General features: G+C 69.9%; 11 protein-coding genes. 4 read left to right on the forward strand and 7 right to left on the reverse strand.

What is annotated here, in order from left to right; all coding sequences use genetic code 11:
* Positions 1 to 41 precede the first annotated feature (41 nt).
* From BLA60_RS25045 to pip, 3 genes are all read right to left on the reverse strand, one after another.
* The gene (locus BLA60_RS25045; protein WP_075135431.1) at positions 42 to 1,064 is read right to left on the reverse strand and encodes a class I mannose-6-phosphate isomerase; all 1,023 of its coding nucleotides are present in this window, start codon (positions 1,062 to 1,064) and stop codon (positions 42 to 44) included.
* Entirely contained in the window at positions 1,061 to 2,044 is a 984-nt protein-coding gene (locus BLA60_RS25050; RefSeq protein WP_075135432.1) for a LacI family DNA-binding transcriptional regulator, read from the reverse strand. The genes BLA60_RS25045 and BLA60_RS25050 overlap by 4 nt, the downstream gene beginning before the upstream one ends.
* 205 nt (positions 2,045 to 2,249) lie before the next feature.
* The gene (gene pip / locus BLA60_RS25055) at positions 2,250 to 3,233 is read right to left on the reverse strand and encodes a prolyl aminopeptidase (RefSeq protein ID WP_084735246.1); all 984 of its coding nucleotides are present in this window, start codon (positions 3,231 to 3,233) and stop codon (positions 2,250 to 2,252) included.
* Between the two features lie 37 nt (positions 3,234 to 3,270).
* On the opposite strand from pip, the gene BLA60_RS25060 reads away from it, so the two are divergent.
* Both BLA60_RS25060 and BLA60_RS25065 read left to right on the forward strand, forming a co-directional pair.
* Positions 3,271 to 4,185 (forward strand): ABC transporter ATP-binding protein, encoded by a 915-nt coding sequence (locus BLA60_RS25060; protein ID WP_245812141.1) that lies wholly within the window; start codon positions 3,271 to 3,273, stop codon positions 4,183 to 4,185.
* Positions 4,182 to 5,228 (forward strand): ABC transporter permease, encoded by a 1,047-nt coding sequence (locus BLA60_RS25065; protein WP_075135435.1) that lies wholly within the window; start codon positions 4,182 to 4,184, stop codon positions 5,226 to 5,228. The genes BLA60_RS25060 and BLA60_RS25065 overlap by 4 nt, the downstream gene beginning before the upstream one ends.
* Before the next feature lie 46 nt (positions 5,229 to 5,274).
* On the opposite strand, the gene BLA60_RS25070 is transcribed toward BLA60_RS25065, so the two are convergent.
* On the reverse strand, positions 5,275 to 5,778 hold the full coding sequence (locus tag BLA60_RS25070) for a MarR family winged helix-turn-helix transcriptional regulator (RefSeq protein ID WP_075135436.1): 504 nt from the start codon (positions 5,776 to 5,778) through the stop codon (positions 5,275 to 5,277).
* Between the two features lie 78 nt (positions 5,779 to 5,856).
* On the opposite strand from BLA60_RS25070, the gene BLA60_RS25075 reads away from it, so the two are divergent.
* A complete protein-coding gene (locus BLA60_RS25075; protein ID WP_075135437.1) occupies positions 5,857 to 6,153 on the forward strand; it encodes an MTH1187 family thiamine-binding protein in 297 nt (98 codons plus the stop codon).
* Positions 6,154 to 6,212: 59 nt separating this feature from the next.
* Positions 6,213 to 7,157, forward strand: coding sequence for a tetratricopeptide repeat protein (locus tag BLA60_RS25080; protein WP_075135438.1), 945 nt, complete (start codon positions 6,213 to 6,215; stop codon positions 7,155 to 7,157).
* 24 nt (positions 7,158 to 7,181) lie between these two features.
* Here the strand turns inward: BLA60_RS25080 and BLA60_RS25085 are convergent, their stop codons facing one another.
* From BLA60_RS25085 to glgB, 3 genes are all read right to left on the reverse strand, one after another.
* Entirely contained in the window at positions 7,182 to 8,636 is a 1,455-nt protein-coding gene (locus BLA60_RS25085) for a neutral zinc metallopeptidase (protein ID WP_075135439.1), read from the reverse strand.
* Positions 8,637 to 8,723: 87 nt separating this feature from the next.
* The gene (locus BLA60_RS25090; protein WP_075135440.1) at positions 8,724 to 10,127 is read right to left on the reverse strand and encodes a neutral zinc metallopeptidase; all 1,404 of its coding nucleotides are present in this window, start codon (positions 10,125 to 10,127) and stop codon (positions 8,724 to 8,726) included.
* Between the two features lie 60 nt (positions 10,128 to 10,187).
* Positions 10,188 to 12,380, reverse strand: a complete 2,193-nt coding sequence (gene glgB, locus BLA60_RS25095; RefSeq protein ID WP_075135441.1) for a 1,4-alpha-glucan branching protein GlgB — start codon at positions 12,378 to 12,380, stop codon at positions 10,188 to 10,190.
* Positions 12,381 to 12,840: the final 460 nt, after the last annotated feature.

Below are 12,840 nucleotides of genomic sequence, written 5' to 3' on the forward strand. Positions count from 1 at the left end.
CGCCGCGCCGGTCCGGGGTGGGTTCTTGTCGGGGCCCAGGGTCAGGTGGTTGGCGGGAGGCAGCGGATCGCCGACAGGTCGCCTTCGATGGTGGTGGTGCCGGCGGCGTGGGGGAGAACGTAGGTCTCGCCCTTGGTGATCTCCACCGGTCCGGCGTGTTCGGTGTGTACGACACCTTTGCCGGCCAGGGCGACCAGGACGGCGAACGACGGCGCCAGCTCCGCGCCCGCCCGTACCCGTTCCGCGCGGAAGAAGGACTGCGCGGGCTGGCCGAACAGGTCACGTGCCGGGGCGCCGGTGTCGTCCTGGTGGCGGACCAGTTCGCCCAGGCGTTCGCCGCCCCAGGACTGGCGGTCCACGCAGTTCAGGGCGGTGTCGAAGCCGATGCCGAGGTGGCCGCCGGCTTCGTCGTCGAGGAAGTTCTTCCATTCGAGGGTGACGGAGAGGTCCGTTGGCTGTTGCAGCTCGACGATGAACACGCCGGCGCCGATCGCATGTGGCACGCCCGCCGGCACGAACACCGTGTCGCCGGGGCGGACGGTGACCTCGTTGAGCGCGCCGAGCATCGCGGTCGAGTCCTGGCGGGCCACCCAGTCGGCGACCGTGGCGGGGGACTGGTCCTGCGCGAATCCCAGGTAGACACTCGGGTTCTCGGTCGCGGTGCCGACCACGATCCACGCCTCGGTCTTGCCGAAGCGGGAGCCGAAATGCGTGGCGGCGAACTCGTCGGAGGGATGACAGTGCACCGGCAGGCGCTGGCCCGCGTCGAGGAGCTTCACCAGCAGCGCGGAATCCGCACCGTAGTTGGCCAGGTGCGCGGCACCGAGCCAGTTGTCGGCGTGCTCGGCGATCGCCTCCCGCAGCAGCGTTCCGGACGGCAGGCGCGACAGCCCGACATCGCGCTGGCCGTGCAGCGTCGTGCACGACCCCACCCAGTCCTCCGGGCCGAACGCCAGCGGCGCACCGTCCCCACGCAGCTCGGCGATCGCCGCGCCGCCCCGGTAGAACCGCTCCGGCTGGTTCGCCGGGAGCAGGACAGGGCGGCGTCCCTCGGTATCGGTCACGGTCCAACCTCTCCGGATCCTCGTGGTACGAGCCGAACCGGCAGCACGATACGGCGCGGCGGCGCACTGTCACCGGCCATGCGTGCGAACAGCAGTTCGGCGGCGGTCTGCCCGAGCAGACCAGGGTCGACGGCGACCACGCTCACCGGCGGGTCGAGCAGGTCGGCGAGTTCGAAGTCGTCGAAACCGACCAGGGCGGGGCGGTGCGCCGCGCCGGCGAGCGCCCGCAGCGCCAGCACCGTGATCCGGTTGTTGCCGGTCACCACCGCGGTGGCCCCCGACGCGCCGCCCAGGAGCTCGCCGAGCACCTCAGGCAGGTCGCCCGGGGTGTGCGGGCCCATCGCGACGAGCCGCTCGTCGAACGGCAACCCGGCCCGCGCGTACCCCTCACGGAACCCGCGCAGCCGTTCGCCGGCGGTGAAGATCTCGGGCGAGTCACCGAGGAACGCGATCCGCCGGTGCCCGTGCCGAGCGAGATGGGTGACGGCGGTCGAGGTGCCGTCCAGGTTGTCCACCAGCACCGTGTCGGCCACCACGTCCCCCGGCGGCCGGTCGACGAACACCACCGGTAGCCCCGAGGTGATCTCCGGCACCAGGTAGGCGTGCCGCCGCCCCGCCGGCACGACGATCAGCCCGTCGACCCGGCGCGCACAGAACTCCAGCGACAGTTCGCGCTCCCGGACCGCGTCCTCGTCCGAGGACCCCGTGAGGACCTGCCGGCCGTGCCGGCGCGCGACCTCCTCGGCGGCCCTGGCCAGACCCGAGTAGAACGGGTTCGCGACGTCCTCCAGGACGATGCCGATCGTTCCCGTCGACGAGCCGCGGCGCAGGTTGAGCGCGCCGATGTTGCGGCGGAAGCCGAGTCGTTCGATGGCGGCCAGGACGCGCTCGGCGGTTTCGTTGTGGACGCCGGGTTCGTCGTTGACCACGCGGGAGACGGTCTTGATGCTCACGCCGGCCAGGCGGGCCACGTCGTTCATGGTGGCCCTGCGGGGTTTGCGCGGGGTGGACAACGTTGTCATGGTGATGGTGGGGGAGGGGTCGCGGTCAGGGGACTTGAACATCCTGACGTGGTGAGGGTGTTTCCGCAAGGGGGTCGCTGCGGGGTTGACAAGGTTGTCAACGTTGGGGTGACCGGACGCTGGTTGACGTGTCGTTCGTGGTTGTGGGTGCCCCGGGTCGGGGTCATTGGCCGTGGGGGCTTCGCGGCCGGGCCGGCGGTCCGGGCGGGGTTCGGATCTCGCTGGCGAATCTGTCCACAGTGGACAAGAGGGTCGTTGTCATGCCTGGGGTCGAGGTCTCGTGGGCGCCTTCGTCCACGACGATGAGGTCACAGTGGGGCCAGGCGTTGGCCAGTTCCCAGGGGGTGCCGGCGAGGTTTCCGAAGTCCAGGCGGCCCTGGACGATCACGCCGGGGACCTCGGCCAGGCGGCCTGCCTCGCGGATCAGGATGTCGTCCTCGGGAAGGAAGTGGCCGTTGCTCCAGTAGTGCGTCACGATCCGGGCGAAACCCAGGCGGAAGCGGGCGTCCTGGAAACGGACACTGGGGCCGGTGGTCGGGGAGATCGCGTCCTCCCAGCGGCACCATTCGGCCGCCGCGTCGGCGCGTTCCTCGGGGGAGGGGGAGTTGAGTCGCCTGGCATAGCCGGCTGCCAGGTCGTCGTCGCCGGCGGCCTGGCGGAAGCGGGTCCATTGCTGGGGGAACAGGGGGGCCAGGCCGCGCAGCAGCAGGTCTACTTCGGACTGGCGGCCGGTGGCCACGCCGAACAGCACCAGCGCCGACACCCGCTCCGGGAAGCGTTCGGCGTAGGCCAGGGCCAGGACCGAGCCGAACGAGCCGCCGAACACCAGCCAGCGGTCGATGGACAAGGTGGCGCGCAACAGTTCCAGGTCGGCCACCAGGTTCGTGGTGGTGTTCTCGGACAGGTCGGTGTCGTGGTCGGCGGCGTGCGGGGTCGACCGACCACAGTTGCGTTGGTCCAGGAGCACGATCCGGTAGCGCCGGGGGTCGAACCAGCGGCGGTGTCCCGGTGTGCAGCCCGAACCGGGGCCACCGTGGAGCACCACGGCCGGCAGGCCATCGGGATTGCCGCATTGCTCCCAGTACACGGCATTCCCGCCACCGACATCCACCATGCCGTGTTCGTAGGGCTCGATCTCGGGATACATTCGCCTCTCCATTTCGTGCTCGGCTATGTTCACGCAGGTGAACGGCACAGGGAACGCCGCGGTTGTGGTCGAGGACATCCGCAAGGCGTATGGGGATCTCAAAGCGGTGGACGGCGTGTCGCTGTCAGTCACCGAAGGGGAGTTCTTCGGCATCCTCGGCCCCAACGGGGCGGGCAAGACCACGACGTTGGAGATCATCGAAGGCTTACGGCAACCCGACTCCGGATCGGTGCGTCTGCTCGGCGAGTCACCGTGGCCACGCAGGGTATCGCTGCTGCCACGGATCGGTGTCCAACTGCAGTCGTCGTCGTTCTTCGAGAAGCTCACTGCTCGTGAGCAACTGGAGACGTTCGCGTCACTGTACGGTGTGAACGCGGTGCGGGCCAACGAAATGCTGGAGCTGGTCGGGTTGGCCGACAAGGCCGACACCCGCGAGGACAAGCTCTCCGGCGGCCAGCGCCAACGCCTGTCGATCGCCTGCGCGCTGGTGCACGACCCGGACGTGGTCTTCCTCGACGAACCGACCGCCGCGCTCGACCCGCAGGCGCGGCGCAACCTGTGGGACGTGCTGCGCGCCATCCAGGCCCGCGGCAAGACGATCGTCTACACCACCCACTACCTCGACGAGGCCGAGATCCTCTGCGACCGCGTCGCCATCATGGACAAGGGCCGCATCCTCGCCATGGATCGGCCGGCGGCGCTCGTGCGCGGCCTGGACGCGCCCACCCACGTCATCCTCGAACTCGGCTCACTGTCCGTTTCGGACGCGACGGCGCTGCCCGCGGCCGAGGACGTCACCGAGGACGAGCTGTCGCTGACCATCACCACCCGGCGACCCGCCGACACGCTGTCCGCCCTCGCCGACCGGGGGGCCCTGTCCGGCCTGCAGGTCCGCACCGCCACCCTCGAGGACGTCTTCCTCGACCTGACCGGACGGGAGTACCGGGCGTGACCGCGTTCAGGAGCCTCTCACTCGCCATGCTCAAGGGGTTCTACCGCGACAAGGCGACCCTGTTCTTCACCTTCGTGTTCCCGTTGATGTTCCTGATCGTGTTCGGATTGTTGTTCCGCGACGCCGGAACCGACAAGATCACCATCGGCGCGGTCGGCGAGGGTCCGGTGGTCACCGCCCTCGGCGAGACCGGCATCCTGGACCTGGAGCACTTCGACACCCTCGACGAGGCCGTCGCCAAGGTCAGCGACGGTGATCTGCCGGCCGTGGTCGCCCAGAACGGCAACGAGGTCGTGCTGCGGTTCGCCGCCAGCGACCAGACCCAGGCCGGGACGGTGCGCGGCATCGTCGTCGGCGTGGTCGACAAGCTCAACCTGATCGTGACGAACCAGCCGCTGCGATACCAGCTCGACGTGTCCAACGTGGAGGACGCGTCACTCAAACCGATCCAGTACATCACTCCCGGCATCATGTCCTGGGGTGTGGCGACGACCGCGGTGTTCGGTGCGGCGCTGACCCTGGTGAGCTGGCGCAAGAAGCAGGTCCTGCGCCGGATCCGGCTGGCCCCGATCCACGCGTCCACGGTCCTGAGCTCCCGGGTCGTGGTGACCATCGGCGTGGCGATCGTCCAGGCGGTGATCTTCCTCGGCATCGGCGCGCTGCCCGTGTTCGGCTTACAGCTGGTGGGCACCTGGGCACTGGCCATACCGGTGTTCTTCCTCGGCGTGCTGGCGTTCTTCGCGATCGGCATGCTCGTCGGCGCGTTCTGCAAGACCGAGGAGGCCGCGACCGGCGCCGCGAACATCGTGGTGCTGCCGATGGCCTTCCTGTCCGGCACGTTCTTCCCGATCGACCAGGCCCCACCGTGGATGCAGTCGATCTCGAACGCGTTCCCCCTGCGCCACATGAACGACGGCATCATGGACTTCCTGGTGCGTGACCAGGGCGCGAGTGCGCTGGTCGTCCCCTGCCTGGTCCTCGCCGGGTTCACCATCGTGGTCGGCGGCATCGCCGCGAAGGTCTTCCAGTGGGAGGACAGCTGACCGATCGACGACGCCCCGGCCCGGCCGGGGCGTCGCCGGTGGACCCTCAGTCCTCGAAGTCGCCGACAGCCTTGCGTACCTTGGCCAGAAGCTCGGTCAGCTGCGCGGTCTGCCGCTCGGTCAACCCACGAAGCCCGAAGTCGATGTCGGTGACCGCCGCCGTGGCCTCCGCACGCCGCCGCAGACCGGCCTCGGTGATCTCGGCGAGCGTGGTGCGCCGGTCGGTCGGATGCGGCAGCCGACGGACCAGCCCGTCACCCTCGAGACGGTCGACGATGTTGGTCACGCTGGTCGGATGCAGCTGTAGACGTTCACCCATGACCCGCATCGGCAGACTGCCGCGTTTGGCGAACGTCAACAGGACCAGGGCCTCGTAGCGGGCGAACGTCAGACCGTGGGGCTTGAGCGCGGCGTCCACAGCCGACTGCAGCACCTGCTGGACGCGCATGACGCTGGTCACCGCGGCCATCGTCCCGGACGGGCCGACCCGCTCCTCCCACAGCTCCGCGGCGCGGGCGATCGGGTCGAACGGGAGCACACGCGGGTTCATGGCGGTTGAAGTTACCAGTCGGTACCAGCCAGGGTGCCTTCGCACAGTTCAGCGGGTTGCGACGGAGAGGAGATCGGTGTGCTTGTCGCGTTCAGCGTCGCCCCGGCGGGTGGCGGGTCGGACAGTGTGAGCGAGGCCGTTGCCGAGGCGGTGCGGGTGGTGCGGGAGTCAGGGCTGCCGTCGGAGACCACCAGCATGTTCACCACCGTCGAGGGCGAGTGGGACGAGGTGATGGCCGTCGTCAAGCGGGCGGTGGAGGTCGTGGGGGCGCGGGCGCCGAGGGTGAGTCTGGTGCTCAAGGCCGACATCCGGCCCGGTCACACCAACCAGCTCGTGGCCAAGGTGGAGCGCGTGGAGCAGCACCTGGCGGACTAGTCCGGCGGGCGTGCCAGGATAGAAGTGTGACGAGGCCAGATCCACGCCAGACCGCAGCCATGTCCGCCGCCCTCTCCGGGGCGGTGGACCTTTCCGCACTCAAGGCACGGGCGGAGGCTGCCGGCAAGGCCCCCGCCGCGCCCGGCGCCGGGCCCGCACCGCAGGGCGCGCCCAGTACCAACGGCTCCTTCGTGATCGAGGTGACGGAGGAAACGTTCCAGTCCGACGTCGTCGAACGGTCCCTGCAGGTCCCGGTCATCGTGGACCTGTGGGCCGAATGGTGCGGCCCGTGCAAGCAACTGTCACCGTTGCTCGAACGCCTGGCCCAGGCCGCCAACGGCGCCTGGATCCTCGCGAAGGTCGACGTCGACACCAACCCGCGGATCGCACAACTGTTCGGCGTCCAGTCGATCCCGACCGTCGTGGCGATCGCCGGCGGGCAGCCGGTGGAGGCGTTCCAGGGGGCGCAGCCCGAACCGCAGGTCAAGGAGTGGCTGGCCAGCCTGCTCGACGCGCTGCGCGACCGGCTGCCCGGCATCCGGGCCGCCGAGGAAGGCGCGCCGGCCGCCGACGTCGAGCCGGAGCCCGAGCCGGAGGACCCCCGGTTCACCGCCGCCGAGGAGGCCTTCGAACAGGGCGACTACGCGGCCGCCGAGGCCGCCTACCAGAAGATCCTCGACGCCGAGCCGGCCAACGAGCTGGCCAAGGAGGCGCTGGCCCAGGTCCGGTTCAACGCGCGCGCCGAGGCGGCCGACCCGTCGGCCGTGGAACGCGCCGACGCCGCACCGGACGACGTCGACGCGCAGCTGGCGGCGGCCGACGTCGAGGTGGCCGGGCAGCGTCCCGAGGCGGCGTTCGCGCGGCTGATCGAGCTGATTCGGCGGACGTCGGGCGGGGACCGGGACCGGGCCCGCACTCATCTGGTGGAGCTGTTCGGGTTGTTCCCGGCCGAGGACGCGGGTGTCGCCAAGGCGCGGCGTGATCTCGCGAGTGCCTTGTTCTAGTTCTGGGCCCAGCACCCAGGACGATCAGGAGAAATCCTTGGAGCAGGGAGTCCAACCCTCAAGGAACCCTCGCCGGAAGGCCTCGACCCTGGCGAAACCGGAAGGGATCTGCCGCCCGTTGACGTCAGCCGCGATCAACGACTCCTCCTGGAGGAGTTCGGCGACAGCCTCGTCCAGGTCCCCGATGGCCAGCCGCAGTATCCGGTCGTCCTGGTTCGTGTATCCGGCCCACGCCCCGGTCAGGCAGGCCGTCCGCAGCCCGGCCTTCTCGTCGTCCAACGACACGCCCATCGACTTCTGGATCGACAGCGCGTAGCGGGACGCGACCTCGGCGAACGCCGCGAAGTCTCCCAGCCCGCCGCTGCCGGTCTCGCCGGGTGACGCGTTGGCGTCGGGCTTCGCGGCCAGTTCACGCAGGGCGTCGGCGTCGTAGCCGACGATGTTCTCGTCCGGGCAGTACGTCACCGGAGTCGTCGCGTTGCCGTTCTCGCACGTCGAGCCGTTGTCGACGATCTGGGGCTGTTCGGAGCCGTTCTCGGCGAACGCGCCGTCGAGGCTTTCCTGCAGCTTGTCGATGTTCTCCGTTGGGTCGATGTCGCCCTCGACCTGGTTGTCCTGTTCGCTGCGTTCCTTCTCGGTGATGCGTTCGGAGATCTCGTCGGTGTCCATTTCCGCGCAGCGGGTGGGCGGGTTCGTGAAGCCCTGCTGGAAGGCGAACACGCGGTCGAACGCCAGACCGTGGGCACCCTGCGTGCGGTGGTCGAGGCCGGCCGGGTCGCGGATGAAGAACAGGGTCGCGAGGATCTGGTTGAGACCCTGACCAGTGTTGATCTGGAAATGCGGTGCCTGGTCCTCCGCCACGTGCCGGAAGAAGTTGCCCATGTAACAGTCGGCCTGTTGTTCACGCAGGATCGTGGGGGTGGCCTGGTTGATGTTGCTCTTCTCACCCAGGCGGAACTGCACGGCGTGACCCATCTCGTGGGCGAGCACGCCGACCACCGACATCGAGCCGAACATCTCGTCCAGGCCGGGCAGCAGCTGGCCCCGGTCCCAGGCGATGGCGTCCTCGCCGCCACCGCCGCAGTAGAACGCGTTGACCAGGCCGGCGGTGCTCTCGCCGCAGATCTCGGCACCCTCGCCGTCGGCGTCGTAGGACACCAGCCGGTCCAGGGGCTCGAACTCCTGGTCGAAGTGTTTCGGTAACTGGTCGCCCCAGTACTCGTACAGGTCGGCGATCGCGTTGGTGGCCAGGCGGTCCATCTCGCCCCTGTCCGTGCCCTCGACGTCCAGTTTCGCGTCCTGGGCGCCCTCCCGGGGGCCGCTGGGGCCGTCGGTGATCGGCAGCCCACCGACGCTGGCGGTGTCGATGCCACCGGTCGGCGCGGGCGACCCGGTGACCGTCTGGGTGCAGGACACCAGCGACGCCACCGTCGCCCCCACCACGGTGAGTGCCAGGCCCACCCGCAGCACACCTCGCATCGCTGTTCCCCTCCGTGCGACTGTCACGCTGCTGGGCACAGTACTGGCCTGCTCAGACCGCCGTGCGGGGAACCGACAATCGGGCATTCAGGACAGCTCGCAGGCCGTCACACCCTCCAGCGTGCCCGCCCGGAACACCGACACCCGCTCGTAGCCGGTGTCGATCGCGCCACCGGCGCCGTCGCGGCCAGGGTAGTCGTAGCGCAGCAGCACCTGGATCGCCTCGTCGAGGTCGCCGGGGGACAGGGTGAAGCCGTTGGTGCGGTCCAGCAGCATCCCCGTGTACGAGCCGGACAGGCACAGCAGCTGACGCTGCGTCTGCTCACCCTCCAGCGGTTTGTCCAGCGCGTCCAGCGCCGCCATGCCGTAGCGGCCGGCCAGGATGATGCCGGTGGCGTAGTCGCCGACCTGCTGGTGCAGCTGCGGCAGCTCACCCTCGGTGGAGATCTCGATCTCGTCGTCGTCGGGGCAGAACGCGATCGGGCCCTGGTCCCGGTCACATTCCGGGTCGTTCTCGACCGGCGCCAGCGACGGCGCCGTCCAGGTCGCGCCGGCGTCGGTGACCACCGTGTCGAAGTACTCGCCGAGGTCGTCGGTCATGTTCTGCACCAGGTCGTCGAAACGTAGGTTGCCGCCGCGTTCGGCGTCGGCGGCCTGGCGGAAGCCGCGCTGGGTGAAGCGGCGGTTGTCCACGCTGATGTCGGCGCACAGCCCCGCGCCGGAGTCGTAGCCGTCCTGGAAGGCCGACACCCGGTCGAACGCGTCGCCGTGAGCCCCGGCGTCGGTTTGCTCCGTACCGATCGGATCACGAAAGGTGATCAAGGATTCCAGGGCGGAGTCCAGCCGGTCCTCGGCGATGCTCAGATGCTCGGCGTTGCCCTCGGCGACCCAGCGGACGAACGAGCCGGCGTAGCAGTCGGCCTGCGCCTCGACCAGGATCGTCGGGTAGCGCTCGGGGTCGGTGCGCTGCTCCTCGACCGAGATCCCGGCCCTGCGCTGCACCGCGTGGCCCATCTCGTGCGCCAGCACCAGCATCACCGCCGCCTCGCCGAACCGCTCCCGGAGCACCGGCAGCAGCGCGGCCCGGTCCCAGGCGATGACGTCCTCCGACGGGCAGTAGAATGCGTTGCCCTCCACGTCGGCGGCCTTGTCCACACACGGCGGGGCCGGCGCGTCGGCCGAGGCGGTGTCCACCGAGAAGTAGCCGCCGGACAACTCCTCCCAGTCCCGACCGTCGAACGTCGCGGGAAAAGTCTCGGTCCAGTAACCGCGGACGTCGGTGAGCACCGCCGCGGCCAACTGATCGATCTCGCCGCCGTCGCTGTTCTTGATGAACGACGGGTCGACGCCGCCGGTGCCCGGATCGGGGTTGGTGACCACCGCGCCGGTGCCGACCGGTTCACCGGCCACCGCCGTCGTGCAGGCGGACACCACCACCAGCAACAACAGCGGAATGGTCAGGCGAACGGCGGACGCGGAGGAGGTACGCACCCGTCCAGTGTGCCGAATCCGGTGTGTCCGGTGGGTGAGTCCGGCCCGATCGTTCACAGCTCAGGACTCGGGGACCAGCCAGGTCACGCCCTGCGGCGGGAGCTGGAGCACCGCCGACGCCGGCTGGCCGTGCCACGGTTCGTCGGTCGCCTCGACGCCGCCCAGGTTGCCCCAGCCGGAACCGCCGTAGTCGTGGGCGTCGGTGTTGAGCAGCTCGTGCCAGTGCCCTGGCAACGGCAGGCCGACGCGGTAGTCTCGGTGCGGGTGACCGGCGAAGTTCGCGACACAGGCCAGCACGGCGCGCTCGTCAGCGGGGTCGCGGCGCAGGAAGCTCGCGACGTTGTTGGCCGAGTCGTTGGCGTCGATCCACGCGAAGCCCTCCTGGCGCACGTCCGCCGCGTACAGGGCCGGGTGGTCGCGGTAGTGCCGGTTCAGGTCGCGGACCAGCGACTGCAGGCCGCTGTGGCGCGGGTACTCCAGCAGGTGCCAGTCCAGCGAACGGTTCTCCGACCACTCCTCGGTCTGGCCGAACTCGCCGCCCATGAACAGCAGCTGCTTGCCGGGATGGGCCCACATGTAGGCCAGCAGCGAGCGCAGCGCGGCGGCCTTGTTCCACTCGTCGCCCGGCATCCGCGCCCACAGCGAGCCCTTGCCGTGCACCACCTCGTCGTGGGACAGCGGCAACACGAAGTTCTCACTCCACGCATACATCAGCGAGAACGTCAGCTCGTTGTGGTGATAGGAGCGGTGCACCGGATCGTGGGCGACGTAACTGAGCGTGTCGTGCATCCAGCCCATGTTCCACTTGAAACCGAACCCGAGACCACCCAGGTGCGTCGGCCGGGTCACCCCCGGCCACGCCGTCGACTCCTCCGCCGCCATGATCGCGCCCGGATGATGCTTGTAGACGGTGGCGTTGAGCTCCTGCAGGAACCGCACCGCGTCCAGGTTCTCCCGGCCGCCGTGCTCGTTGGGCGCCCACTGGCCCTCCTCGCGGGAGTAGTCCAGGTAGAGCATCGAGGCCACCGCGTCGACCCGCAGGCCGTCGATGTGGAACTCCTCGATCCAGTAGAGCGCGTTGGCGACCAGGAAGTTGCGGACCTCCGTGCGGCCGAAGTCGAACACCAGCGTCCCCCAGTCGGGGTGCTCGCCCCGGCGCGGATCCGCGTGCTCGTAGAGCGGGGTGCCGTCGAACCGCGCCAGCGCCCACGAGTCACGCGGGAAGTGCGCCGGCACCCAGTCCATGATCACGCCGACGTCTCGGGCGTGCAGCGCGTCGACCAGGTGCCGGAACTCGTCCGGCGACCCGAACCGGGCGGTCGGCGCGTAGTAGGAGGTGACCTGGTAGCCCCACGAACCGCCGAACGGGTGCTCGGCCACCGGCAGCAGCTCCACATGCGTGAACCCCTGCGCGGCAACGTAGTCCGCCAGCTCGGTCGCCAGCTCGCGGTAACCCAGACCGGGACGCCACGAGCCCAGATGCACCTCGTAGACACTCATCGGCGCGTCGTGCCAGGCAGTGGAGTCGCGGCGGGCGAGCCAGACGTCGTCGGCCCACTCGTAGGTCGAGACCGTGACCTTCGACGCCGTCGCCGGCGGCACCTCCGTGGCGAACGCCATCGGGTCGGCCTTCTCGTGCCAGGTGCCGTCCGGACCCAGGACGCGGAACTTGTAGTGGGTGCCGGCCGGCAGACCAGGGACGAACAGCTCCCAGACCCCCGACGCGCCCAACGAACGCAGCGGATTGGCCCGCCCGTCCCAGCCGTCGAAGTCGCCGGCCACCCGCACACCGCTCGCGTTCGGCGCCCACACCGCGAACGACGTGCCCTCGACGACGCCGGTGGGGGTGTCGTAGGAGCGCACGTGCGCGCCAAGGACCTGCCAGAGGCGCTCGTGGCGGCCCTCCCGGATCAGGTGCTGGTCCAGCTCGCCCAGGGTCGGCAGCCACCGGAACGGGTCGTCGACCAGGACCGGATCGCCGTCGTAGTCCACTTCGTACAGGTAGTTGCCCGGCGGCTCGGGCAACACGGCGGTGAACATGCCCTCGGCCGACTCCGCGAGCGGATGCCGCTGCTCGCCGGCCAACAGGGTCACCGACTTCGCGCCGGGCCGGTAGGCCCGCACGACGGTGGTCCCGGCGTGGTCGGAATGCACGCCGAGGACCGAATGGGGGTCGTGATGGGCGCCGGTGACCAGCCGCCGCAGGTCGTCGGGCGGCATGACGCTCGGGTCGGCCGGTGGGTTGAGGTTCATCGGTCTTCATTGTGCCGCCGCGCGGTGCGGGATGCCCAACGTCCCTCGTTACATGGTGGTTTCGGTGTGGGCAGGTCCGGCGTCCCTGGGGTGTGCCGTCCTGGGGTGCTTTCGTGGGGTGCTTTCGTGGGGTGCCGTCGTGAGGTGCCACTGGCTGGTCGACCAGGGCCGGTACCTGTGGATGGAGCGCACGGTTCTGTCGGTGTCGGCTCGTATCCTTGAAAGAGGGGTCCCCCTGGCCGGGTGCGATGGGGTGTGGCGGCGGGATTTGCGTTCGCACCGGCACCGGCACCGGCACCGGCACCGGCACCGGCACCGGCACCGGCACCGGCACCGGCACCGGCACCGGCGCGAGCGTGGGCGTGGGCGTGGGGACGAGGTGTCGGGGGGCACGTGGCGTGGGCGTGGGCACCAGGCACGGGCGTCGACGTGGGGAGCGGGGCCGGATGGGGGGTGCTGG

It is taken from the genome of Actinophytocola xinjiangensis, assembly GCF_001921215.1.
Taxonomy (GTDB): Bacteria; Actinomycetota; Actinomycetes; order Mycobacteriales; family Pseudonocardiaceae; genus Actinophytocola; species Actinophytocola xinjiangensis.